At 64.4% G+C, this 25,534-nt stretch carries 18 protein-coding genes; 6 read left to right on the top strand and 12 right to left on the bottom strand.

What is annotated here, in order from left to right:
* Window positions 1–319 precede the first annotated feature (319 nt).
* From EYQ35_11645 to EYQ35_11605, 9 genes are all read right to left on the bottom strand, one after another.
* Window positions 320–1,048 carry a rhomboid family intramembrane serine protease gene (locus EYQ35_11645; GenBank protein ID HIF64789.1) on the bottom strand — a complete coding sequence of 243 codons (729 nt, stop codon included), beginning with the start codon at window positions 1,046–1,048 and terminating at the stop codon, window positions 320–322.
* Between the two features lie 53 nt (window positions 1,049–1,101).
* On the bottom strand, window positions 1,102–1,998 hold the full coding sequence (locus EYQ35_11640; protein HIF64788.1) for a branched-chain amino acid transaminase: 897 nt from the start codon (window positions 1,996–1,998) through the stop codon (window positions 1,102–1,104).
* Between the two features lie 96 nt (window positions 1,999–2,094).
* The gene (gene glnE / locus EYQ35_11635; protein ID HIF64787.1) at window positions 2,095–5,043 is read right to left on the bottom strand and encodes a bifunctional [glutamate--ammonia ligase]-adenylyl-L-tyrosine phosphorylase/[glutamate--ammonia-ligase] adenylyltransferase; all 2,949 of its coding nucleotides are present in this window, start codon (window positions 5,041–5,043) and stop codon (window positions 2,095–2,097) included.
* 70 nt (window positions 5,044–5,113) lie between these two features.
* Entirely contained in the window at window positions 5,114–5,383 is a 270-nt protein-coding gene (locus EYQ35_11630; protein HIF64786.1) for an HU family DNA-binding protein, read from the bottom strand.
* Window positions 5,380–6,738 carry a methylenetetrahydrofolate--tRNA-(uracil(54)-C(5))-methyltransferase (FADH(2)-oxidizing) TrmFO gene (locus tag EYQ35_11625; protein HIF64785.1) on the bottom strand — a complete coding sequence of 453 codons (1,359 nt, stop codon included), beginning with the start codon at window positions 6,736–6,738 and terminating at the stop codon, window positions 5,380–5,382. The genes EYQ35_11630 and EYQ35_11625 overlap by 4 nt, the downstream gene beginning before the upstream one ends.
* 5 nt (window positions 6,739–6,743) lie before the next feature.
* The gene (topA, locus tag EYQ35_11620; GenBank protein HIF64784.1) at window positions 6,744–9,476 is read right to left on the bottom strand and encodes a type I DNA topoisomerase; all 2,733 of its coding nucleotides are present in this window, start codon (window positions 9,474–9,476) and stop codon (window positions 6,744–6,746) included.
* A gap of 61 nt (window positions 9,477–9,537) precedes the next feature.
* Entirely contained in the window at window positions 9,538–10,644 is a 1,107-nt protein-coding gene (gene dprA, locus EYQ35_11615) for a DNA-protecting protein DprA (protein ID HIF64783.1), read from the bottom strand.
* Between the two features lie 40 nt (window positions 10,645–10,684).
* Window positions 10,685–11,242: a hypothetical protein gene (locus EYQ35_11610; GenBank protein ID HIF64782.1), complete on the bottom strand. Its 558-nt coding sequence runs from the start codon at window positions 11,240–11,242 to the stop codon at window positions 10,685–10,687.
* On the bottom strand, window positions 11,239–11,826 hold the full coding sequence (locus EYQ35_11605) for an aminodeoxychorismate/anthranilate synthase component II (protein ID HIF64781.1): 588 nt from the start codon (window positions 11,824–11,826) through the stop codon (window positions 11,239–11,241). Before EYQ35_11605 ends, EYQ35_11610 begins: the two co-directional genes overlap by 4 nt.
* A 108-nt stretch (window positions 11,827–11,934) precedes the next feature.
* On the opposite strand from EYQ35_11605, the gene EYQ35_11600 reads away from it, so the two are divergent.
* From EYQ35_11600 to EYQ35_11580, 5 genes are all read left to right on the top strand, one after another.
* Window positions 11,935–13,413: an ATP-binding protein gene (locus tag EYQ35_11600; protein ID HIF64780.1), complete on the top strand. Its 1,479-nt coding sequence runs from the start codon at window positions 11,935–11,937 to the stop codon at window positions 13,411–13,413.
* Window positions 13,414–13,551: 138 nt separating this feature from the next.
* Window positions 13,552–14,211, top strand: a complete 660-nt coding sequence (locus EYQ35_11595; GenBank protein HIF64779.1) for a peroxiredoxin — start codon at window positions 13,552–13,554, stop codon at window positions 14,209–14,211.
* Window positions 14,184–15,002, top strand: coding sequence for an alpha/beta fold hydrolase (locus EYQ35_11590; GenBank protein ID HIF64778.1), 819 nt, complete (start codon window positions 14,184–14,186; stop codon window positions 15,000–15,002). The genes EYQ35_11595 and EYQ35_11590 overlap by 28 nt, the downstream gene beginning before the upstream one ends.
* 131 nt (window positions 15,003–15,133) lie before the next feature.
* Window positions 15,134–16,252, top strand: a complete 1,119-nt coding sequence (locus tag EYQ35_11585; GenBank protein ID HIF64777.1) for an efflux RND transporter periplasmic adaptor subunit — start codon at window positions 15,134–15,136, stop codon at window positions 16,250–16,252.
* Between the two features lie 4 nt (window positions 16,253–16,256).
* A complete protein-coding gene (locus EYQ35_11580) occupies window positions 16,257–19,349 on the top strand; it encodes an efflux RND transporter permease subunit (protein ID HIF64776.1) in 3,093 nt (1,030 codons plus the stop codon).
* 43 nt (window positions 19,350–19,392) lie between these two features.
* On the opposite strand, the gene EYQ35_11575 is transcribed toward EYQ35_11580, so the two are convergent.
* The 3 genes from EYQ35_11575 to EYQ35_11565 all read right to left on the bottom strand — a co-directional run bounded on the left by EYQ35_11575 (window position 19,393) and on the right by EYQ35_11565 (window position 23,182).
* Window positions 19,393–19,671, bottom strand: a complete 279-nt coding sequence (locus EYQ35_11575; GenBank protein HIF64775.1) for an HU family DNA-binding protein — start codon at window positions 19,669–19,671, stop codon at window positions 19,393–19,395.
* Window positions 19,672–19,823: 152 nt separating this feature from the next.
* Window positions 19,824–22,289 carry a phosphoenolpyruvate--protein phosphotransferase gene (ptsP, locus tag EYQ35_11570; protein HIF64774.1) on the bottom strand — a complete coding sequence of 822 codons (2,466 nt, stop codon included), beginning with the start codon at window positions 22,287–22,289 and terminating at the stop codon, window positions 19,824–19,826.
* Complete coding sequence (locus EYQ35_11565) at window positions 22,286–23,182, bottom strand: bifunctional hydroxymethylpyrimidine kinase/phosphomethylpyrimidine kinase (protein ID HIF64773.1); 897 nt, start codon at window positions 23,180–23,182, stop codon at window positions 22,286–22,288. The genes ptsP and EYQ35_11565 overlap by 4 nt, the downstream gene beginning before the upstream one ends.
* On the opposite strand from EYQ35_11565, the gene EYQ35_11560 reads away from it, so the two are divergent.
* Window positions 23,105–25,531 (top strand): PBP1A family penicillin-binding protein, encoded by a 2,427-nt coding sequence (locus EYQ35_11560; GenBank protein HIF64772.1) that lies wholly within the window; start codon window positions 23,105–23,107, stop codon window positions 25,529–25,531. The genes EYQ35_11565 and EYQ35_11560 overlap by 78 nt on opposite strands.
* Window positions 25,532–25,534: the final 3 nt, after the last annotated feature.

Raw genomic sequence — 25,534 nt, 5'->3', positions numbered from 1 at the left:
ATCAAATGTGAACAGCGTTACATTTATACCCGATCGGGGGGTTGACGACAATGGAGAAAATCTGCGAGAACTACCCTGCACACGGGGTAATTCATTTACGCACATAGAGGAGGAGCCTTTAGTGATTGAATCTATATTGATGGCAGCAGGCTTTTTACTGATCGGGGTACTGTTTCCCGATTGAGGGCTGGTAGATAAGGGTGTTTCTCGAGGATTTTCAAAGAGAGTTATTTACAAGCGACTGATACCAGCCGCCTGAAGCGATACGGCATCTTCTGACCGACCGTCTCGCTCACCCGCACGTCGTTAATACGCCTGGTCAGTGCAGCGTAGGCCCGCCGCGGCCCTTACCGCCGCCTCTCTCGCCGCCGCCCATGCGGCGCTTCTGCAAACGCCTGAACTTCCATCTCAGCCAGGCCATACGAATATCCTTCATCCCGGGCAAGGCACCCAACGTGGCACCGTAGCGCTGTCCCCACCAGCGCAGGTAAACATACCCGAAGGCCATACCGCCCAGGTGAGCCGCGTGAGCAATGCCACTGCCCGACGACTGCAAGGACTGCAGGAACTCGATCAGGATAAGAAACAGCACCAGCGTACGCACCGGAATCGGCACCACGAACCAGAGCAGCACCTGGCGGTTGGGAAACCACAAGCCGTAGGCCATCAGCACCCCGTAGATGGCACCCGAAGCGCCGACGCTGGGAACCATGGCATCGGCCATGAACAGGGTGTAGAGCAGGCCGCCGCCGACACCACAGAGGAAGTAGTACTTCAGAAAGAAACGCGGGCCCCAGCGCTGTTCAAGCTCCGAACCGAACATCCACAGCATGAGCATGTTTATGCCCAGGTGCCATGCTCCCCCGTGCAGGAACTGGTAGCTGCCAAGCCGCCAGATCTCGCCCCGCAGCACAAGCGGGCCCACCAGCGCGAAGTTCTCAAGAAAAAAGTAGCGGGGCGCGCTGATCTGCAGGATGTAGATCAGCACGTTGGCGATTATGAGGCCCTTTATCGCCGACGGGACAGGCCCGCTCGGCCCTATCCCCATGCCTGACCCGCCCGAACCGGAGCCGCCCAGGCGGAACCCGCGCTGCGGCTGGCTCAGGACGGCACCCGAGTTAGCCAGTGTTCGTAGCTCGGCTGCTTCCCCTTGATCACTGCGAAGAAAGTTTCCTGCAGTGCCTTGGTAATCGGCCCCGGCTTACCGGGTCCGACCTTGCGATCGTCCAACGAGGCTATGGGCGTGATCTCTGCCGCTGTGCCCGTAAACCAGGCCTCATCGGCTATGTAGATCTCGTCGCGGGTAAAGCGCTCCTCGACCAGCTCAACGCCCTGGTCACGGAGCAGCGTTATGACAGTGTCTCGCGTTATACCCTCGAGCACGGTGGCTATGTTGGGGGTCTTGACCCGCCCGCCCCGGGCCATAAACAGGTTTTCGCCACAGCCCTCGGCAACGAAACCATCAACGTCGAGCAACAGGGCCTCGTCGTAGCCGGAGTTGGCCGCCTCGCGGCTGGCCAGTATTGAGTTGATGTACTGGCCGGTCGCCTTGGCCTTGGTCATGAAGCTGTTGACCGTGTAGCGCTGCAACGAAGAGGTCTTCAAGCGGATGCCGTTCTTAATCGCGTCGTCACCCAGGTAGGCGCCCCATGGCCAGGCGGCTATGCTCAGGTGTACCTTGTTGGAGGTAGCGGCCAGCCCCATCTCGCCCTCGCCCAGAAACAGCAGTGGGCGAATGTAGCACTCTTCGAGCCCGTTGGCCTTTATAGTGTCGAGGCAGGCAGTGGCGATCTCGTCCTGGCTCCACGGGCAATCCAGCCCCAGTATATGGGCCGAATCGCGCAGGCGCCTGGTATGATCGTCGAGCCTGAACACGGCCGAACTGCCGTCGTCGCAGCGGTAGCAACGAATGCCTTCAAAAACGCCCAGCCCGTAGTGCAGGCTGTGGCTGAGCACGTGGACCTGGGCGTCATCCCAGTCAACGAGCTCTCCATCCATCCATATCTTGTCGGTAGTGGTCACCGGTCTCACCTCTTTTGCCCGCCACGCAATCGCGCGGGCAGCCTTGACCGATACACGCCGCCTGCCTGCAGGTCAACGAGACGACGGGTCGCGGGACAGGTGGCGGGCGTAGATCTCGCTTACCAGCGCGCGCCGGGCGTCCACCTCGGCGAGCAGGTCGGCCGAGGCCGAGGGGCCTGTGAATCCCATGCGACAGGCCACCGGTCCCAGCAAGCGGGCGTCGCGTTCGACGTCTTCCACCGACTTGTCCTGGTCAAGCCTGAGCCCCGACTCCAGCCGCCGCAGAAAGACATAGGCCGCCTCCAGGCGCTCGGCATCGGCCCGGTCCAGCAAGCCCTCTTCGCGCAACACGGCCAGCGTATCGCCGGTGCTGGAGGCCGCCCTCAGCAGTTCGTTCGAATGGCCGTGCGCGAGCTGCAACACCTGCACAATTGTCTCGAGGTCGGCGATGCCGCCCCGGCCGACTTTGAAATTAAGCCTCTGCTCTTCGTCTATCTCGCGGTCGGCTATCACCTTGTCGCGCAGCTCGGCGATCTCGCGAATCCCGCTCTTGCTGAGCCCGCTCGTATAGACCAGCCGCTGCAACTCCGAGTGAATGCGCCGCGCCAGCGTGGCCGGACCGTACACCACCCGTCCCCTGAGCAGGGCCTGTCGCTCCCACAGGTCGGCCTCCTTGTCGTGGTAGTTTATAAAACGATCGAGGGAGGTCACCAGGGGCCCTCCCCGGCCCGACGGGCGCAGCCTGGTGTCAACCTCGAACACCCTGCCGTCGCGGGTGGGCACCCGCAGCAGCGACACGATTTTCTGGGCCAGCCGGGTCGCCGCCGTGTGGGCCGTTTCGTCGAAGTCGTCGCCGCGTCCCTGGTAAACAAAGATTATGTCGAGGTCCGAGCCGTATCCCAGCTCGCCGGCGCCAAGTCGCCCCATGGCCAGCACCGCAAGCTGCACCCTGCCGCGGCCCGGGTCCTCGCCCAGGCCCAGTAGCCTGCGGGCCTGGCGGGCGGCTTCGCAAAGACAGACCTCGGCCAGGGTGACCAGCTCGCGGCCTACCTGCTGGTCGTCGAGTTCGCCCGCAAGATCATTGAAACCTATTCGCAACAGTTCAGCCGACTTGAAGCGCCTGAGCGCGGCCAACAGGTCTTCTTCCTCTTCCACCACGTCGCAGGCGCGGGCCAGCTCAGTCTCCATGTCGCGGCGCTCCCTGGTCGGAGCCCCTCGGTCAGACCTCACCAACGAATCGATGAGCTCGGGGTGACCGACCAGCAGGCTCGACAGCAAGGCGCTGCCGGCAAACAGGCGCACGAGGGTGAGCATGGTGGCCGGTGATCCGCCGAGCAGCGCCAGGTAGCTCGTGTGCGCGCCGGTGCGCAGGAGAAACTCCACGAGGTTGCCGAGCGCCCGGTCGGGGTCACCGCTGCTGACAACGGCGTCGAGCAGCGCCGGTGCCATGGCTTCGATGGCCCTGCGCCGTTGCGCGTTCATCGGGCCCAGGCCCCTTCCCCGGAACAAGCGTTGCAGAGACGACGCCGCGGCCGCGGCGTCGCGCAGGCCCAGCTCCTCGAGTCCGGCAGCGGCCTCGTCGAGGCGGCCCGACGAAAGATCGTCGACCAGGGCCGGAAAAGAATCCGTAGATTCCACCGGCGAAGAATCGGTCCGTAACTCGAGGAACCGTACGAACGCCTCGCGCACCTGCCCGGTGTAACGTTGCCAGTCGGCCTCAAAGGCGTCGACCTCGTCTCCGCCCGTAGCCGGGTCGAGCACCGGCCTGCCCCGGCGACCGGTCCCGTAACCCAGTCGCCGGGCCAGCCAGGCGAGCTCCTCGCGACCGCTGGGCAAAGCCTGGGTCTGCCGGCGCTCGACCACCTGCAGCGCGTGCTCAACGTCGCGCAGGAAAACGTACGCCTCGCGCAGCCTGCCGGTATCCTCGCTGGTCATGAAGCCGTGCTTCTCGAGTTCTACGAGCGCCGGCAACGTGCCCCGGCAGCGCACCGAGTGTACGTGGCCGCCGTGAACGATCTGCATGAGCTGAACCACGAACTCCAGCTCGCGTATGCCCCCCCGGCCTATCTTGACGTTCCTGGTCTCGCGCGGTAGCTCGGCCAGCTCGGCGTCTATGCGCTCCTTCATGCGCCTGAAATCTTCGATGGTCTGGTAGTCGAGGTGGCGACGAAAAACGAAGGGCTGTATCTCGCGGATAAACTCCTGGCCCAGTTCGAGTTGGCCACCCACCGGGCGGGCCTTGAGCATTACCCCGCGTTCCCAGGTGTCGCCCCAGCCCTCGTAGTAGGACAACGCCGCTGCCACGGGATTAACTACTGGGCCCTGCAGCCCCTCTGGCCTGAGGTCGAGATCAACCCGAAACACGAAGCCCCCCGAATCGCCGCCGCCTATTACACGCGACAGGCCAGACACCAGCGAGGAAAAAAAACTACCGGCGTCGGGGCACCCCTCGGCCATCGGCGCGCTCTCGTATAGACAGACCAGGTCAACATCTGAGCTGTAATTGAGCTCGCTCGCGCCCAGCTTGCCCATGCCGAGCACGACAAAGCCCAGCGGCCGGCCGTCCGTGGTGAGCACGTCGCCCTGCTCGTGCACGAGGATACGGCGCAACCTGTCCACCGTTGTCTTGATCGAAAACTCGGCGAGCTCGGTCAACCCCTGCGTGGTATCCTCGAGCGTGGCAAGGCCGAGCAGGTCGCGGGCCCCGATACGCAGCATCTCAAGCGCTGCGAGTTCGTGCAGGCGTTGGGCGAGCTGCTCTTCGTTGCGGGCCCGGCGGGCACCGCTGAGCGAGGCCAGCCCGCGCGGTCCGGGATTTGGATCCTGGTAGCGACGGGCGCAGTCGGGCCAGCTCTCGCCCATGCCCGCCAGGGTGCGGGTCATGGCAGGGCTGGCACCGAGGATGGCAAGCAGGTCGTCGAGCCCCGCAGCGGGCCAGCTGCTGAGCGCCTTGCGGCCGCCCGACTCGAGCAGCCTCTCGGTCGCCGCCAGCGCGTGGGCGGGTGACGGCGCCCTTTCCAACGCCGATTCGAGCGCAGCCCTCCACCCCGCCCTACCCAGCCCCGACAGTGCGGAGGGTAACACGATGCTCCTAGAGTCCTTTTTTCAGCCCGGGAGCGGCGCGAAAAGCAACGGTCTTTCCTGCCTTGATGGTCAACTCTTCACCGGTACGCGGGTTGCGTCCGTTGCGTGCCTTGCGAACCCGGACCGAGAAGGTGCCGAGCCCGGCCACGGACACTCGTTTTTCTTTTTTCAGGGCACGAGCGATCTGCCGTATGGTGGCTTCCACTGCATCGGCAGCCGCCCGCCCCGACAAGCCCGTACTCCTTGCCACCGATTCTACCAGCTCCGCCTTTGTCATGCCTGTTGCGCTCGCGCGTTGTGCCCGTCACTGCCGCCGGGCCAGGTCTGCATCCACCGCCCGTGTTCTTCGAGAGCCCTGCGGCCCATGGCCTGGCGACGCTCGCGCTTGCGCAGCTTGCGCCCCTCGAGCGGGGGCATGAGCCCGTAGTTGGCATTCATGGGTTGAAAATCCCGCCGTCCCTCGTCGGTGACGTAGGCCAGCAGCGAGCCCAGCGCCGTGCGGGGTGGTGGCAGCAGCGAGGCCTGGCCCTGGAGCGCGCGGGCCGCGTTGACGCCGCAGAGCAGGCCGGTGGCCGCCGACTCCACGTAGCCCTCCACCCCGGTCAGCTGCCCGGCTATGAACAGTCCAGGCCTTTTCTTTGCCTGCAGGTCGGTCGTGAGTACCCGCGGGGAGTCGAGAAAGGTGTTGCGGTGCAGGCTGCCCATGCGCACGAACTCGGCGTTCTCCAATCCAGGGATGCCGCGGAACACCCGGCGTTGTTCGGTCCAGGTCATGCGGGTCTGAAAACCCACCATGCCCAGTAGCCGTCCCTCGCGGTCGTCCTGCCTGAGCTGCAGCACCGCGTGGGCCATGCCGCCGCCGTCGGGCAGCTCCAGGCCTACGGGTTTCATCGGCCCGAACCTCAGCGATTCGCGTCCACGCCGCGCGATCTCTTCCACCGGCATGCAGCCTTCAAACCATACGCAGCGCTCAAAATCGCGGGCCTCCACGAACTCCGCCGAGAGAATCTCGTCGACCAGCGTGTTGTAGTCGTCTTCGGTGAGCGGGCAGTTCACGTAGTCGTCGCCACCGCGGCCGTAGCGCGCGGCGCGAAAGGCAACGTCCATATTAACCGACTCGGCGGTGACTATGGGCGATATGGCGTCGTAGAAATAGAGGTGCTTGCTGCCCATCAGCTGGCCGAGGGCCGAGGCCAGCGACGGCGAGGTCAACGGTCCGGTAGCTACGATGACTACCGCCTCGTCGGGAATGGTGGTCAGTTCGTCGCGCTTCAGCGTTATGCCGGGCTCCTGCTCAACAGCCTCGTGCACGTAGCGCGAAAAACCGCTGCGGTCGACCGCCAGCGCCGAACCGGCCGGCACCTGGTGAGCCTCGGCAGCGGCGATGATAAGCGAGCCCATGCGCCGCATTTCTTCCTTGAGAACGCCCACGGCACTCGAAAGGCTGTTGTCCCTGAGCGAGTTGGAGCAGACGAGCTCGGCGAGACCGTCGGTGGTATGTGCCTCGGTGCTGCGCAGCGGCCGCATTTCGAACAGGTCCACCGCCACGCCCTGCCTGGCCAACTGCCAGGCAGCCTCGCAGCCGGCCAACCCACCGCCGATGACGGTGACCTTGCCCGTCGTGCCCGACACCCGGCTCAGGACTCCACGTCGCCGGAATCGGCTGCTGGCTCTTCAGCAGTGGTCGCCTTGAGCGTCTTCTTAGCGGTCGCCTTCTTGCCGACGGCCTTCTTTTTAGTGGCCTTCTTCTTCGTGGTTTTCTTCTTGGCCTTCTTCTTCGCCGCTTTCTTCTTCTTTTTTCGTGCGGGCCCGCTCGCGCGCCGGTCGAGAATGAGCTGTACCGCTCTCGCCTCGGTAATCTGCTTGGCGTCGCCGCTGTCACGTGGCAGCGAGGCGTTGGTCTCACCGTCGGTCACGTAGGGGCCGAAGCGGCCGTCGAGCAACTTGATGGTCACCCCTTCGAGCGCCTCCACGTTTTCAAACACCTTCAGCGGCTCGGCAGCCTTACGCCGCCCGCGACGCTTTGGCTGGCTGAGCAGGAGCAGTGCCCGCTCGAGGCTCAGCTTGAGAAGGTCGTCTCCGTCTTCGAGGCTGCGGGTGTCACTGCCCCTCTTGATGTAGGGGCCGTAACGGCCGTTGAAGCCGAGTATCTCGACGCCGTCGTTGTCGGCACCCACAGTCCGGGGCAGGGCCAGCAACTGCAGCGCCTGCTCCAGGCTGAGCGTGGCGGGGTCCATGCCCGGCAGCGGGGACGCCCTCGGTGGCTTGTCGCCCTTTTCTTCCTGGTCGCCCAGTTGCACGTAGGGGCCAAAGCGGCCCTCCATCATGTATATCGCTTTGCCGGTCTCCGGGTCCTCGCCCAGTTGCACGGGGCCGGCAGCGGATTTCTCCAGCAACTCGTCGAGCCACGGCAGGGTAACTTCGTCGGGGCAGACGTCGTCGGGCAGCGAAGCCGTTTCTTCGCCCCGCTGCACGTAGGGGCCGTAACGACCGGCGCGGATTACGTATTCCCTGCCCTGCTCATCGCTCCCCATAGGAATCGAGCACACCTTGCGGGGGTCGATGTCCTCGATCTTCTCGTCGAGCAGTGGGCGCAGACCCGGGTCGCCGTTGCCATAATAAAACTCGTGCAGGTAGGGAATGGCCTCGCCCTCGCCCCTGGCTATGGAATCGAGACGGTCTTCCATGCCGGCGGTGAACGACGTGTCGATGAGGTGCGAAAAATGCTCCTGCAGCAGCTGCACCACCGCGAAGGCCGTGAAGGTGGGCACCAACGCCGTACCTTTCTTAAATGTGTACTCGCGCCGCTCGATGTTGGCTATCACGCTGGCGTAGGTACTGGGCCTGCCAATGCCCGACTCTTCCATGAGCTTGACCAGCGAGGCCTCGGTCAGGCGGGCTGGTGGCTGGGTGCTGTGCTCGTCGCCGTCGAGGCCGGCCAGCGCAAGACTGTCTCCCTCTTTTACCGACGGCAACACAACCTCGCGGTCCGAAAGGGCGGCCTCCGGGTCGTCGCTGCCCTCTACGTACACGCGCAGGAAGCCTGGAAAATCGACAACGTTGCCGTTGGCCTGGAACAACAGCTCCTGGTCGTTCACGGGCGCGGACACCTTGACCACCATTCGGCGGCCGCGGGACTCGGTCATCTGGCAGGCCATGGTGCGCTTCCAGATCATCTCGTACAGGCGCGCCTCGTCGTCGCCCAGTCTCGAGCGCAGCTCGTCCACCGGGGCAAAGGTGTCTCCCGACGGGCGTATCGCTTCATGGGCCTCCTGGGCGTTCTTGACCTTGTTGGCAAAGGTCCTCGGCTTGTCTGGCACGAAGTCCTTGCCGTAGAGCTTGCCTATGGTCGCCCGCGCGGCCTTTACCGCGTCGGGGGCCAGCGCCACCGAGTCGGTTCGCATGTAAGTAATAAAACCCAGTTCGTAGAGCCGCTGCGCCGCGCGCATGGTCCGCCGCGCGTCAAAACCGAGCTTACGCCCGCCCTCCTGCTGCAGGGTAGAAGTCGTAAATGGTGGAGCCGGCGAACGCTTGAAAGGTTTCTCCTCGGTGCTCAGGACCGAGTAGGAAGCCGTGGCCGCAGCCGCACGAAGTTTTGCGGCCTCCTCGCCGCCCAGCAGGTAGACCTTGTCGCGCGAAATCCTGCCGGTGTCGGGATCAAAGTCCTTGCCGCCCGCAAGCCGGGTACCGTCGATCGATACCAGGCGCGCCGAGAACTCGCCGCCCTCGTCAGCCTTCAAGGAGGCGACGAGATCCCACCAGCTGGCCTCCTTGAAACGCATGCGCGCGCGCTCGCGTTCCACTATCAAGCGTATGGCGACGCTCTGCACGCGACCGGCCGACAGCCGGGGCAGTATCTTGCGCCACAACACCGGCGACAGCTCGTAGCCCACCAGGCGGTCTATTATACGCCGGGCCTCCTGGGCACGTACCAGGTTATTGTCGAGCTCGCGGGTCTGGTCGAGGGCCGCGAGAATCGCGTCGCGGGTGATCTCGTGAAAGACCATGCGGCTAACGGGGACAGTGGGCTTGAGCACCTCGAGCAGGTGCCAGCTGATGGCCTCGCCTTCGCGGTCTTCATCAGTTGCGAGCAGCAGACGGTCGCAGCCCTTGAGCTGACGCTTGAGCGCCGCGACGACCTTCTTCTTTTCGGGCGACACCAGGTACAGCGGCTCGAAATCGTTTTCGACATCCACGCCCAGCGTGGCCCACTTCTTTTCTTTCTTTACCGCGTCGGGAATGTCGGACGCGCTGGCGGGCAGATCGCGCACGTGGCCGACGCTCGACTCTACGATGTAGTCCTCGCCGAGGAACTTCCCCAGGGTCTTCGCCTTGGTAGGCGACTCAACGATAACGAGGGTACGAGCCATAATTCTCTCTTATACCAAACGGCCTGGGCTTGCGTCCGTGGGCAACATGCAATCATCACCGTCACGCCACGCGGGCGTAGCTGCCACTGGACTGACGCTTGATCAGACCGATAAGTTCAAGCGACGTTATCAACGCCAATATCGCCGCACGGTCAAGCCCGGTCCTTCTCACCACGTCATCAATGTGCAGAGATTCGGTCGCAAGCAGGTCTAACAATCCTTGTTCGGCTGGGCTGCATTTGGTTGTCCTCGCGCTGACTTCCAGCCCCTGGGACCCGCTTGGATGCATGCCCAGCGCGGCCAGAAGGTCGGTAATTTCGAGTAAAGGTGTGCAGCCATCGCGTATAAGCGCGTTGCTGCCGCGCGACACCTGCGAGTCGACCGGACCGGGCACTGCCAGCAACTCCCGCCCCTGGGCCAGGGCCAGTTTTGCGCTTATCAGTGAGCCGCTGCCCTCGCCGGCCTCGATGACCACGGTCGCCGCCGACATGCCCGTCACAATCCGGTTGCGCCGGGGAAACTGCCACGCGGCCAGCTCGGTTCCCGGGGGAAACTCGCTCAGCACCGTCCCCCGCTCAAGCAGTTGCCGGTACAGCCGACTGCTCGACTCCGGGTAAGGCCGCTCGGGGCTGCAACCGAGCACGGCCACGCTCGCTCCGTTTTCGAGTGCACCGCGCTGCGCCTCGGCGTCAATCCCCCGCGCCATGCCGCTCACCACCACCAGCCCGCAAGCCGACGCTTCGCGACCCAGGCGGCGGGCCGTGCGCAGACCGTAGTCGCTCGCCTTGCGCGCGCCCACCACGCTTACGGCCAGGCGGTGGACAGAGGGAGTGGCACCCCGGTAGTAGAGGACCAGTGGGCCGTCTTCCACCGTGAGCAGGGCGGCGGGGTAAGCGGTGTCGCCCAGGCCGCAGACCTCGACCCGCTGACGGCGCCAGCCGTCGAGCCGGCGGCGCAGAATTTCCCAGGCCTTGAAGTTGCGCAGGCGACGCCGTCCACGCTCGTTGAAGCCCGCCCGCTCGAGCTCGGCATCAGAAGCCGCCCACAACGCCCGTGCCGAGCCGAAATCGGCCACCAGGCGTCGCCAGGGTACACCCCATGCTCCGCGCATGTCGGAAAGAGCGACCAGGCACAACAGTTCGTCGTCGGGGGGAATACTCACCCCCATTGCCTACTACCGAGCGACCCCGGTCTGCAATGCCTTGGAGTTAATGGATGTCGGGTGGGCCGGCCGCAGCGCTGTCGGAAGCGTTGGTGTCGGAAGCGTTGGTGTCGACTGCGACATCGCGCAGAAAACGTTCGAGCGTGTCGAGCGAAAACTCGAGCCCCGGGCTGCTCCAGGAAAGGGCCAGCAGGGCACCGCCGTCACGATTGAAAACTTCGGCTTCCAGCCGCAACACGAAAGGACCGGCACCGTCGGCGCTTTCTACCGGGTAGCTGTGTCCGAGCAGGGTTACGCTGTTGCCGTCTTCGAGCGTGACCCTGCGGTTGGCCTTTACCCTGTTGCCCATCCGGGCCAAGCGAAAATCACCGTCGCGCAGCCGGTCGGCCAGCAGTACGACCCACCCATCGGCCGCCGAGCCAAGGCTGACGGCGGCCTGGTAGCCCGAGGGTACGGCCACCCCGCCTGGCGTTCGGCTGATCGAAGCCGGCCCCGAAGAGCCGCCGCCGGATGGTCCGGGGGCACGGCGCGGGCCACAGCCGCCGACAACAACCAGCAGCGCCATCAACGCCAGCCCGAGAGCGCGCGCGGGCCGACTCTTCATGGACCCGACTCGCCGCCGGTGACCATGCCGAGAAAGTTGCCGAGCAACGCCTTGCCCTCGCTGGTGAGTATCGACTCGGGATGAAACTGCACGCCTTCAACCTGCAACTGCTTGTGGCGTATGCCCATGATCTCGCCCTCGGCCGTCCAAGCGCTGACCTCGAGCTCGGCGGGCAGGCTTTCTCTCTCGACCACCAGCGAGTGATAGCGCGTGGCGATAAAACCCTGCGGCAGGTCCTTGAAGACACCCTGGCCGTCGTGCTCCACGGGCGAGGTCTTGCCGTGCATCAGCCTGTCGGCCCTCACCACCTTGCCACCGAAGGCGCTGGCGATACACTGGTGGCCCAGGCAGACCCCCAGCACGGGCAGCTTGCCGGCGAAGCGACGAACGACTTCCACCGAGATACCCGCCTCACGCGGCGTGCACGGGCCAGGCGACACCACCACCCCGCGGGGCCCGGCCTGCTCTATTTCTTCCGGAGTTACCTCGTCGTTGCGATGAACAACCACATCGGCACCGAGTTCACCAAGGTACTGGACGAGGTTCCAGGTGAACGAGTCGTAGTTGTCTACCATCACAAGCATAGGCTTCTCTTTATCCGGCTCTTCAATATCACTGTCTCACGGCCCAGTCACCGTTATATTACATCCAATGCGTTGAGTAACCACGCGCCGACCTGACAGATTAGCGGGGTGCTGGCTAGTACCAATACCTGTGCGCACGAAGGCGTCGAAGGCTACCTGGTCCGCGTGGAGGCCAGCGTTTCCACCGGCCTGCCCCAGCTCACCTTCGTAGGACTGCCCGATACCGCCGTCAGGGAGGGCCGCGAGCGCGTGCGGTCGGCCATAAGGGCCACCACCCCTGACTTTCCTCGCGGGCGTGGCCTTGTGAACCTGTCGCCGGCGTCCCGGCGCAAGGCGGGCTCGGCCTTCGACCTGTCGATCGCCATCGCCCTGCTTACGGCCGCCGGGCTGAGCGACACCGAGCAGGTGCGTGGCACGGCCTTCCTCGGAGAGCTCGGCCTGGACGGGCAGGTGCGCGCAGTAAACGGCGCCCTGCCGGCCGCCCTGTGCGCCTCGCGCCGCGGGCTCGAGCGACTGGTGCTGCCGCGCGCCAACGCCGAAGAGGCCGCGCTTGCCGGCGGCCTCGCCGTGTACGGTGTCGACAGCCTCGGGGAAACCCTCTCGCTGCTGCGCTCGGGCTTCAAGGCGGCGGCGGTAGTGGTCAACGCCGAGGCGCTGCTGGCCCAGCGAGCCGACACCGATTCCGACCTCATCGACGTACACGGTCAGCAATCGGCGCGCCGGGCACTGGAGATCGCCGCCGCCGGCCGCCACCACATGCTCATGAGCGGTCCACCGGGCGCAGGCAAAACCATGCTCGCACGCAGGCTACCCGGCTTGCTACCGGCACTCTCGGTGGCCGAAGCCATGGAGGTCACCACCGTGCACAGCGTGGCGGGCGTGGCCGGTGGCGCCCTGGTGACCGAGCGGCCCTTTCGCGCACCCCACCACGCGGTGAGCGGCCCCGGCCTGGTGGGCGGAGGCGGGCCAGGCATACGACCTGGAGAGATCAGCCTGGCGCACCGGGGCGTGCTCTTCCTCGACGAGCTGCCCGAGTTCTCGCCGGCCGTGCTCAACCAGCTGCGGCAGCCGCTGGAAGAAGCGGAGCTCACCATATGTCGCGCAGCGGGCAGCGTGACCTTCCCTGCCGACTTTCTCCTCGTTGCCGCCATGAACCCCTGCCCCTGCGGTTTCAGGGGCTGCACGGGGCGCGAGTGTCGCTGCAGCGACCATCAACTGCGGCGTTACAGGAATCGCATTAGCGGCCCGCTGCTCGACCGCATAGACCTGCACATACACGTGCCCAGGATCAGCTTTGCCGAAATGGATCCGGGCACGAGCCCTGAAAACTCGGCTACCGTCCGCAAACGTGTACAAAGCGCGGCAGGGCGCCGCCACCTGCGCGGCCGAACTCGCCTGCCGTTTTCCTCGGCAGCAGAAGAACTCCTGGGCAAGGCCAGCGAGGCCATGGACCTGTCGGCTCGGTCAACTCGCAGCCTGCAGGCCGTGTCGTCGACCATCGCCGACCTCGGCGGCGAGAGCGAAGTGAGCTGCGCGCACCTGTCCGAAGCACTTCAGTACCGCCCGCTTGACGACGAACAGTTCTGAGCCCGCCGAGCGCATACGACCGATAAGCAAGGGCCGGCGCTGCCCGCCCGGGCTGCCGCGCCTTGACAAGACAGCCACCCGGGCAGCACATTAGGCCCGAGCCCGCGGCAGGCCGCCGCTGGACCGGAGACACACGACATGAGCGAAAACACTACCGAACAGGCAGTAACGTCCCTGCCCAGGCTGCTTGAGCCCGCGCCCGCGTTTGAGGCCGTATCAACACACGGACCTATCAAGCTCGAGGACTTCAAGGGCAAGTGGGTGGTGCTGTTCTCACATCCCGCCGACTTCACCCCGGTCTGCACCACCGAGCTGATGGAGTTCGCCCGCCGCAACGACGAGTTTGCCGCCAGGGGCGTGCAGCTCATCGGACTTTCCATCGACAGCATCTACTCGCACATCGCCTGGGTGCAGAACATCAAGTCGAACTTCGACGTCGAGATACCCTTTCCCCTGATCGCCGACCTCGACACCACTGTGGCCACGGCCTACGGCATGCTGCACCCGGGCGCGAGCAACACGGCCACCGTTCGTTGCGTGTTTGTCATCGACCCCGAGGGCCTGCTGCGCGCCATGGTCTACTACCCGCTCACCAACGGTCGTAGCGTCGACGAGATTTTCAGGTTGCTTGTGTCGCTGCAGACCACGACCGAGCACGCGGTGGCTACACCCGAGGGATGGAAGGAAGGCGATGACGTCATCCAACCGCCACCGCTGACCGTGAGCGATGCCGAGCAACGGACGAAGGACACCGGCCTGGAGGTCACCGATTGGTACTTCGCAAAACGAAAGCTCTAGCAACACTGGCTTTCGGCCTGCTGCTGGCGACAGGCACAGCGACGGCGGCCGTCACAGGGGGTGGCGGCGAAATCGAAAAGCGCCCGTCCACGGTGCAGACCACGTTCAAAAGCGTGGACGCCGTGCTCGCCGCGCAGTGGGATTTTCCGTCAGCGGGGCTGGCGCCACTGGTGGTCATCATTCCCCCGGGTGGACGCGTGGACCGAAACGGCTGGCCGCCGGGAGCGGACTTTGAACTCGGCAAGGGTGTGTATGAGCGCCTGGCCGAGTTGCTGGTAGACAAGGGCTACGCGGTCTTCCGCTTTGACGCGCCGGGCGCGGGCCGAAGCAGCCCCGGACACTGGGCCACAGACAGGTCCAACGCGCTGGAGGCCTACACGCGGGCCATCGACCACGCCCGCGTGGACACCGGGCGAGTGTTCCTGGTCGGACACGGCAGTGGCACCGCAACCATAGGCGCCATATTTGAGCGTTTTGAGAATATTAACCCCCTGAATGGAGTCGCCCTGCTGGGCAACCAGGTGGGCGAGCGACTCGCGTTGTCGCTCACTTCGCCGCTGCTGCTGGTCGTGGGTGACAAGTACCCCGATGACCTGTACCAGCGCGGGCGTTTCGTGCTCGACGCCCGCGAACACAATGAGGGCTCGAAGCTTGAAACCACGCTCGTCAGCATCGAGGGAAGCGACTCTTCGCTGATGCAGGAAGTATCGGACAAGGGCTCGCCGGGTCTCGGACTGCGCCCCGACGCCACCAAGGCCCTGATCGACTGGCTCTCAAATCACCTAGGCTGACACCAACGCGCACAACCGGGCCTACCCCCCCGTGTGAGGGGGCGAACGACCCCCGTGGCGGCTGTTTTACCCCTACCTGTTTGCCCTGTGCCTGCTAATCTCGGACACTGGGCTGCTGCACGGCTGGCGCGGTGCCCCCTCAATCTTCTATCGTTGCCATGTTCGACCTTAATTTATCCGCACGTCGGCTCATCGTACTGACCTCCTGCTGCACGCTCGTGCTGTTGGCCTGCGGCTGCTCGGACGACGATTCTTCGCGGCCCGAACGGCGCGCTGCCGTCACCCTCGCGGAAGCCGAAAGCCGCATGGTCGAAGTGCGCTTTGACGCGGTGGGCAACGTCAAGGCCAGCCTCAGGGCCGAAATAAGCCCGCAGGTCGACGGCGTCATCACCGGGCTGGGATTCGAAGAAGGCGCTACCGTCTCCCGGGGCCAGATGCTCGTGCAACTCGACGACAGCAAGGCCCGCGCGTCGGTCAACGTGGCCCGCGCGGCGCTGGACAACGCCGTTGCCCGCGCCGTGGTCAGCAGGCAACGGCAGTCCAGAATCGAGCGGCTTTTCGGCGACGAGCTGGTATCGGTCGAAGAACTCGAGGCCGCCCGGGCCGACCACCTCGGGGCGCAGGCATCCGTGCGCGAGAACGAAGCCTCACTCGACCTCGCCACCCGCGGGCTCGAAGAGTACCGGCTGCTGGCCCCCTTCGATGGCGAGTCAGGATACAGGCACTACGACATCGGCAACTTTGTTCGCTCAGGCGCGACCCTGGTCGTTGTCACCGACTCCACGCCGGTGGAAATAAGCTTTGGCGTTCCCGACAAGCACGCGGCCCTGGTCAAGGAGTCCACACCCGTTCGTGTCACGGTACCCGGACGATCCGAAGTCGTGCAGGGCATGGTCAATTTCATAGACCCCGCCGTGGACAGCGAAACCCGGCAGCTGAGACTCAAGGCCGAAGTCAGCAACCAGGACGGCCTGCTTCGAGACGGACAGTTCGTGGAGCTGAGCCTGGTGCTCGAGTCACGCCCCGACAGCGTGGTTGTCCCCGAACAGGCCATCCTGGGCGTAGGTGGAGAGCACTGGGTGTTCGTGGTCACCGACGGCAAGGCCCTGCGCAGGTCCGTGACCCTGGGCGAGCGTCTTCCCGGGGGAGTCGAGCTGCGCGCGGGCATGGAGGCCGGCGAGCAGGTGGTAATTGCGGGCCAGCATCGCCTGGCCGACGGAGACCCCGTGGCCACCGGCCTCGACGACTGAAGCCATGTTCCTGCCCGAGATCTGTATCAAGCGCCCCGTCCTGGCCACCGTGTTGTCGCTGTCGCTGCTCGCGGTAGGACTCGTTGGCTACTCGCGCCTGCCGGTCCGCGAACTACCCGCCGTCGACTTTCCGGTCATCTCGGTTTCCACGGTGCTGCCCGGCGCCAGTGCGCAGGTAGTAGAAACCGAGATCACCGAGGTGCTCGAAGAAGAACTCAACGGCATAGAAGGCGTGCAGTTCATCCGCTCGGTATCGACCGAGCAGGTCAGTAGCATCACCCTGCAGTTTGAGCTCCACCGCGACATAGACTCCGCCGCCCAGGACGTGCGCGACAAGGTTTCGCGCGTGCGCAGGCGGCTGCCCGAAGACGCCCAGCAGCCCCGCGTATCCAAGGTCGACATCGACGCACAGGCCATCATGTGGCTCGCCCTGCACTCGAGTACCCGCAACCCCTTTGAACGCATGCACATGGTCGACAAGGTCATCAAGCCGCTGGCCCAGGGTGTGCCCGGCGTGGGCAGCGTGCTCGTGGGTGGGTCCAACCGCAAGGCCATACGCATAGAACTGAACCGCTCGAGGCTCGCCGCGCATGGCATCACGGTGGGCGACGTGGAGCGCGCGTTGGTGACCCGTAACGTCGAGCTTCCCTCGGGCCGCGTGGAAGGCCAATGGCGCGAGTTCGTAGTGCGGACGCACGGCGAGGTTTCTTCGCCCGAAGAGTTCGAGGAGCTGGTGGTCGCGACGAGAAACGGGCGCCCGGTTCGAGTAGGTGACGTGGGCAAGGCCCGCTACGGATTTAACAACGAGCGCACCCGGGCCAGGTTCAACGGCACGCCCACCTCGGGACTGGGCATAGTAAAGCAGTCGGGGTCGAACACGCTCACGGTAACCGGGGGTGTAAAAGACCTGCACCGACGGCTCGACGGCCAACTGCCCGAAGGCTACAAACTCGACATCGCCTACGACCAGTCGGGCTTCATCGAGGACTCGGTGCGCGAGGTAAAGCAGTCGCTGGTCGTGGCCGGTGTGCTGGTGCTGCTGGTCATATTTGTGTTCCTGCAAAGCATGCGCACCACGCTGATCCCGAGCATAACGATGCCGGTGGCCATCATGTTCGCGTTCGGGATGCTCTACTTCCTCGATTTCTCAATAAACAACCTCACCCTGCTGGCCCTGACACTGGTGATAGGCGTGGTGGTAGACGACGCGATCATCGTCGTGGAAAACATATACCGCCACATGGAAAACGGGGCCACGCGCATACAGGCGGCCATCACTGCCAGCGGTGAGATAGCCTTCGCGGTCATCTCTACCACCCTCACCCTGCTCGCAGTATTCGTGCCCATTGCCTTCATGTCGGGCGTGGTGGGCAGGTTCTTCTACGAGTTCGGCATCGCAGTTGCGGTGGCCGTCAGCGCGTCGAGTTTCGTGGCGCTCACGCTCACGCCCATGCTCTGCTCGAGGTTCCTTTCGGTGGGCAGCACGACGCGAAGGGAGGGCGTGCTGGGCAGCATGGCGCGGCGTTTCGACTCCGACGTCGAGGCCCTTTCAAGAGGCTACCGACGCGCGCTCGAGTGGGCGCTCAACCACGGACGCTGGCTGGCGGCGCTGCTGCTGCTAGCGATAGTGGTGAGCGGGCTGCTGTTCAAGTTAGTGGGCAAAGAGTTCCTGCCCCAGGACGACCGTGGGTATTTTGTTGCCGTTATCAGCACCCCTGAAGGATCGACCCTCGACTACCAGGATCGTTACCAGCGACAGGTTGAAAAACTGCTCGACACTACTCCCGAAGTGGCAACCTACTTTTCCATTCTCGCCATAACCCGCGGCGGACCGGGAAAGGTGAACAGCGGCATAATGTTCGTCGGACTTCAGCCCCATGACCAACGCGAACGCAGCATGGCCGAAGTGCTGGGCGAGCTCAGGGGAAGAGCCGCCTCGATAGCCGGAGCCGACGCGTATTTTCTTACTTCGAACGCACTGCAGCGCAGCCGCCGCAGTAAACCGCTGCAGTTCGTCATCCAGCACAACGACTTTGACGAGCTGGCCAGGCAGGCCTTGGTGATGAAGACCGCGCTCGAAGACGAGCCCGGCTTCATCGACGTCGACACCGACCTCGAGATGAACAAGCCCCAGCTCAACGTGGAGATAGACCGCGAAAAGGCAGCAGCCCTGGGCATATCGCCGCTGGAGATAGCCGACTCGCTGCGCATACTGCTCGGTGGCGCCGACGTTTCGCGATTCAGGCAGGGCAACGAGCGTTACGACGTGATCCTTCAGCTCGAAGCCGCGCACCGCCTGTCGCCCGGCGACCTGTCGGGCATCTACGTCAGGACCAGCAGCGGCGAGCTGGTGACGCTTGAAAACGTGGTCACGGTGACCGAAGACGTGGGACCGAGCGAAGTCATACACTACAACCGCAAGAGGGCCGTGGTGGTGGAGGCCAACCTGGAGGACCTGGAACTGGGGCAGGCCATAGAACGCACTTCCCAACTCGCCGCTGACCTGTTGCCGCAGGGCTTCACCACCGATCTTGCCGGGGAGTCACGCGAGTATACCCGTGGCTCGCGCGGACTATCGCTGACCTTCCTGTTCGCGGTGATGGCCATCTACCTTGTACTGGCCGCCCAGTTCGAAAGTTTTATCCAGCCCATCACCATCATGCTGGCGCTACCGCTGGCGGTGCTCGGTGCCCTCGCGGGACTGCTGGTCACCGGCATGACCCTGAACATGTACAGTTTCATCGGCATCATCATGCTCATGGGACTGGTGACCAAGAACTCGATACTGCTGGTCGACTACATAAACATCCTGCGTGCGCGCGGCGTAGAAATACGCGAAGCCATACTCGAAGCCGGAGCAGTGCGCCTGCGGCCGATACTGATGACAGCGTTTTCTACGATATTCGGGATACTGCCCATAGCGTTGGGCAGTGGTCCAGGCGCCGAGAGCAGGCGACCGTTGGGCGTGGCCGTGGTGACAGGAATGATCCTGTCAACGGTGCTGACGCTGATGGTGGTCCCGGTATTCTACCGGGCCACAGATAGAATCGTCGAGCGATTTCGTTCCCGCAAGCAGAAACGCCAGCCTGGAGGCTGACCACACGATATGTCCCCCGGGCATGAGCCCGGGGGACAATCGATCAGGCTCCGAGAACGGCCTCTTTAAAGGCCTTGGCCACACTGAAAGCGGCCTTCGTGCGAGCCGGGATCTGAATCGGCTCACCGGTCTGCGGATTACGACCCTGCCTGGCCTTGGTCTCCCTCTTCTTGAAGGTTCCCAGGCCCGGCAGCTTGACCGGGTCCCCAGCTTTAACCGCCGAAACGATTATCTGGGACAGTTCTTCCAACACCTGGGCCGACTGTGCTTTCGATAAGTCGGTGGCGTCTGCGAGTTTTTCTACCAATTGTGTCTTTGTCATGATTTTCCCCTTCACCTAGGGCGTGTTTTTTTAGTAGCTCCATGCTTAGTGAGAGTCGGCCGACTGTCAAGTTCTGCCTGTGATTATGCGGGCTAAAGTGTGCTCTTCAGCCCTGAACTTCGCCTTCCCGCGGCCCCGGCGAACGCTGTAACTTACGAAAAAGTCTCGACAAGTTCTATAAGGCCGAGATCTCGCAGCGAAGAGAACAAATATCCCTTTATTTCTTCTACCGTGTCGTAGCGAAGCACCTCTTTGGCCACTACTTCCGCGTCTTCGCGCTTGACGGCCCGTATGAGCTTCTTCACTACGGGGATATAAATCGGCCCCATACTGAGTTCGTCGATGCCCGTACCGAGAAGAAAAAGCGTACACAGGGGATCACCCGCCATCTCCCCGCACATCGCCACCCGACGCCCCGCAGAATGGGCCGCCTGCACCACCTTGGCCACCGATTCGAGCACGGCGGGGTGCAGGGACTGGTACATTGATGCGACGCGGCGGTTGTCGCGGTCGACGGCGAGGGTGTACTGGATGAGATCGTTGGTGCCTATAGACACGAAATCGACTTCCCTGACGATGGTGTCGGCCCTCAGCACGGCCGACGGCACCTCGATCATTGCACCCAGTTCAACGTCGTCGGGCAGGCCCACGCCTTCGGATTCAAGATCGGCCACGCACTCAGAGTAGATCTCCCTGGCCCGGCGCAGTTCTTCGACGCTGGTTATCATGGGAAACAACACGCGCAGCGAGTAGCCCCTGCCCGCGCGCAGTAAGGCCCGTAACTGTTCCTGGAACAGGCTCTCAACCTCGAGCGATATCCGTATCGACCGCCAGCCGAGGAAGGGGTTAGCCTCGGGCGACCTTTCGCCGCTGAATGGATACTTGTCGGCTCCGAGATCAAGTGTGCGTATGGTCACCGGCTGGGGGTCTATCTTTTCGAACACGCTGCGGTACAGCGCTACCTGCTCATCTTCGCCCGGAAAATCACGGTAGGAGAGAAACGGAAGCTCAGTACGGTACAGGCCCACGCCCTCGGCTCCATGCTCGCGGGCAAAATCCAGGTCGGCCTGCAGACCCACGTTGGCCATCAGCGATATCCTGTAGCCATCCAGTGTCTCGGCGGGCTCGTCGCGCAGGTCGGACAGCTCCTCCTGGAAGGCCCGGTAGTTGCCATCCAGGCGTTGGTACTCAGCGTCAACCTCGTCAGTGGGGCGTATGTAGATCGCACCCGAGTTGCCATCAACGATGATCGGATCGCCATCGCCGCAAGCCTCGAGCACTCCCTCTACGCCCACCACCGTGGGTATCTCCAGCGACTTGGCCAGTATGGCCGCGTGCGAGGTCGTGCCACCGCTGGCGGTAACGATACCGCGCAGCCTCGTGTAATCGACCATGGCGAGATCCGAAAGTGATAGTTCGTGGGCCACCAGTATCGCGTCGTCGCTCACGGCGTCGAGCACGCTGCGTACTCCCATCAGGTTGCGCAGCACCCTCTGGCCCACGTCGCGCACCTCGGCCACCCGCTCCCTGAGGTACTCGTCGGCCATGTTCCTGAAACTCTCGCTATACTCGTTAATAACCCGCTTGAGCGCCGATTCGGCGGCCATGCCCTCGGATATCTGCTCACCCACCTTGCGCGAGAAAGATGGGTCTTCGAGCACCATTTTCAGGGCCTCGTAAAGGGCTCCGCCCACTTCGGGCACCAGCATGCGCATGCGCACGCGCGACTGCTCCACCTCGCCGGCGCTGCGGTCCAAGGCCTCGCTGAAGCGCTTGAGCTCCACCGACTCGCCGCCGCCGGGCTTGTCTTCGACCAGCTCGAGGTCGGCCGGCTCGCGTACACAGAAGGCCCGGCCCATGCCGAAACCGGGCGAAGCACCTTGCCCGTTGAGATGCCTGGGGCTCTCCCCGTCATCTTCCTCGGCCGTGGCAACGGCCTGCTTCTCGAAGCTTTCGAGCCTCTTGATGGCCCGCGCCATGCCTCTGCGATAACGCTCGCGCTCGGCCTCTTCGCGCTGCAGTTGATCGGCCAGGTGGGCGTTGACCATGACCGCATGTACGTGTCCGGCCACGGCGCGAACCAGGCGCTCCTCGTCATCAGTAAACCTGCGGCGGCGCCGTGACTGCACGACCAGCACGCCCAGCATGCCACTGCCGTCCCCCACGGGCACGCCAAGAAAGGAGTGGTACTTCTCCTCGCCGAGTTCGGGAAAAAACTTGAAGGCTTCGTGGGCCAGTGCGTCTTCAACTCGCAGCGGCTCGCTGGATTTGACCACCAGGCCGACCAGCCCCTCGCCGCGCGCCATGCTCACCCTACCTATGCTGCGGGCCGGCAGGCCCTGGGTAGCGGCCAGGGTCAGGTTGCCGCTTTCTACGTCGTGGCTGTAAAGCGAGCAGACTTCTGCGTCCATGTGCGACGCCACCAGCTTGACCACGCCTTCGAGCGCCTCGTGGGTGTCCTCGGTGCGCCCGACCAACACGGTGATGCGTTCGAGAAGGCGCAGCTGGGCACTCTCGCCGGCACCATGCCGACGTTTTCCTTGACCACTTTTTTTACTGGAACCGCCCACGCCCCGCCGCGCGGAATATACAACAGCCGCAGGGCAGCTTACAATCACCCCATCTGCGAACCGGGGGTAGTAGACGGAGGCCGCCGTATCGAACCCCCGCCGGCGAGCTCGACAGCCCCGTCAAACAAGCTGCGAACGTGGGCCTGCGCCTGCCGCACTGCGTCTTCGAGGACTGCGTCTTCGAGGGGCGCGTCTTCTATTGCCAACCCGAGCGCCAGCGCCGCCGCCAGGGCGCTGGCAAAGGCGCAACCCGTTCCGTGCAACGCCGCCCCGCGTCGTGGGCCGTTAGGCAATCGCAATACGCCTGTCGCGGTGGCGAGTATGTCTACGGGGTCGCCGGCCAGGTGCCCCCCCTTGACCACCACCGCCTGGGGCCCTCGCGCCAGCAGGGCCTCGGCGGCGCGCTCGGCCTGGTCGAGGTCATCGACTTTTGCGCCCGTAAAGGCCGCCGCCTCGGGCGCGTTCACGGTAAGCACGGTGCTGAGCGAAAACAGCCTCTCGACCACCGCCTCGCGAGCCGGCCCGGTGGCCAGCGCCCCGCCCTGCCCCGCTTCAAATACCGGGTCGAGCACAAGCGGCAGGCCCAGCCTTTCTATGCGACAGGCCAGCAGCTCGGCGGTTTCGGGCAGGGGCAATTGCCCGCACTTGACCACCGTCAGCTCAAGGCAGCGGGCCAGCTCATCGAACTGTTCGGCAACTAGATCAGCGGCCACGGGTTCAACCCGCAGCACCGGCCCGCCCGATTGCACGGTCACGGCCGTCACCACGGTGACCCCGGCCACCCCCATGGCCTCAAAAGTCCGCAGGTCGGCCTGCACCCCGGCACCGCAGCTGGGGTCGAATCCACCCAGTGCCAGCACGAAATGATTTCGATTGCCCACGGGCTGAACCTGTCCCCGGACGACCGAGACCGCAAGCCCTTCGTTGACCAAAGGGCCCACCGTGGATACCCTTTACACGTTGCCCCCGTGAAACGTTTACGATGGATTCTTGCCTTGCTCGCCATAACCCTGGGCGGAGCTGCCGGCGTGCTGGGGTCGATACTATACCAGCAGTACTGGACGCAGCTGCCACCCATGGACGGCCTGCTCGACTACCGCCCGCCGGTAGCGACCCGCGTTTACACCCACGACAAGCGCCTGGTCGACGAGTTTTATTTTCAGAAACGCTACCTGGTGGCCGTCAACGACATCACGCCGCTGGTACAGAACGCCTTCATTGCAGCCGAGGACTCCGACTTCCGACGCCACCGTGGCATCGACCCGCGTGGTATCGCGCGGGCCTTCCTTGCCAACCTCAAGGCGGGCACCGTCGTACAGGGCGGCAGCACCATAACCCAGCAGGTGGTCAAATCGCTGGTATTGTCTCCCGAGCGCAGCTACCGCCGCAAGCTGCGCGAGATCATGCTCTCGCTCAGGCTCGAGAAAGAGCTGAGCAAGGACGAGATCCTCTACCTCTACCTCAACGAGATCTACCTCGGCGACGGCAACTACGGTGTGGGCGCAGCGGCGCGTTCTTACTTCGGCAAGGAAGTAGCCGAGCTCAACGCCGGCGAAGCGGCCCTGCTGGCCGGGCTGCCGCAGGCTCCCAGCCGCTACTCACCCACGCGCAACCCCGAGGGCGCGCGCAAGCGACAACTCTACGTGCTCAGGCGCATGCACGAAGAAGGTTTTATCGACACGCGCACCTACGCTTCGGCCAGCAGCCACCACGCCGAGGTCCAGCCCAGGGGCAAGCGGGCCGGCAAGGTGGGCAGCTACTACACCGAGTACGTGCGCCGCTACCTGGCCGAAGCCTACGGGCGCGAAGCTACCTACCACAAGGGTTTCGAGGTCTACACGAGCATGGACCTGGACATGCAGGCGGCGGCCGAACGGGCCGTGCGCGACGGCGCCTACAACATCGACGTGCTGCTGGGCTACCACGGGCCGGTGGGACACCTGGAGGCCGACGAACTCGATAAGCGCCTGGCCGCCGACCGCGCCGACGAATCCCTGGAGACGCTCAACGAAAACGGAGACTACGAGGGCGTGGTCGTGGCCGTCAACGGCGACATCATCAGGGTGGCCGTGGGTCCCCAGCAGTCGGCCATCGACGTGGCCGGGCTGGAGTGGAAACCCGGCGTTTCGCCGCGCGGATTCCGCGTGGGCGACCTCGTTGAACTGGTAGCCGAGGTGCACGACGACAAGCCCACCCTGCTGCTGCGGCAGGAACCGCAGGTGCAGCTCGCGCTGTTGTCGGTCGAGCCATCAACGGGACAGGTAAAAGCCATGGTCGGCGGTTTTGACTTCGCGCTGAGCGAGTTCAACCGCGCCACCCAGGCCAGGCGACAGCCGGGCTCGGCCTTCAAGCCCTTTGTTTACGCTGCCGCGTTGGACAACGGCTACACGCCGGCCAGCGTCATTCTCGACGCACCCATACAGTACGTAGACCACCTGAGCGTATGGCGGCCGCAGAACTACAGCCGCCGCTTTTACGGGCCCACCACGCTCAGGCGCGCGCTGGAGAAATCGCGCAACGTGGTCACCGTGCGAGTGGTACAGGACCTGGGCGTGGACACCGTGGTCGACTACGTAAAGCGCTTCGGTTTCACCAACAAGATAGGCCGCAACCTGTCCATAGGCCTGGGCACCTCGGAGGTTTCGCTCAAGGACCTGCTGCGAGCCTACACGCCCTTTGCCGACGGCGGCATCCTGCACGAGCCGGTTTTCATAACCAGGGTTGAAGACTCACGCGGCTACGTGCTCGAAGAAAACCTGCCCGAGCCCGTGCGCGTGCTCACCGAGCAGACGGCCTACCTGATGTCGCGACTGCTCAGGGGCGTGGTCGAAAACGGAACCGGGCGCGGCGTGCGCGCGCTGGGACGGCCGACGGGCGGCAAGACCGGCACCACCAACGAGCAACGCGACGCGTGGTTCGTTGGCTTCACGCCCGACCTGCTCACGGGCGTATGGGTGGGCTACGACGACAGCCGCGAGATCGGTACCCGCGGCACCGGCGGACGGGTGGCGGCGCCGGTGTGGCTCGACTACATGACCAGCGCGCACGAGGGCCTGCCGGTAAGGGAGTTCGAAATGCCGCCGGGGATAACCTGCGTGCAGATCAACCACGAGACCGGCGAGCGCGCGTCCCTGCAAGACACAGACCCACGGCTCGAGTGTTTTCGCAGCGGCAGCGAGCCCGAGCACGAAGACCAGACGTGGCTGGACATCGACGAAGCCGATTCCGAGGAACTCGACCTCGAGCAGCTGGCGCCGGCCTCGCTTGAAATTTTTCCGCTGCTGCCCTGAAAC

The sequence above is a fragment of the Candidatus Binatota bacterium genome, assembly GCA_012960245.1.
GTDB lineage: Bacteria > Desulfobacterota > Binatia > UBA1149 > UBA1149 > UBA1149.
The sequence above is the reverse complement of the archived record's forward strand: the minus strand, read 5'-3'. Positions and strand labels throughout refer to the sequence as shown.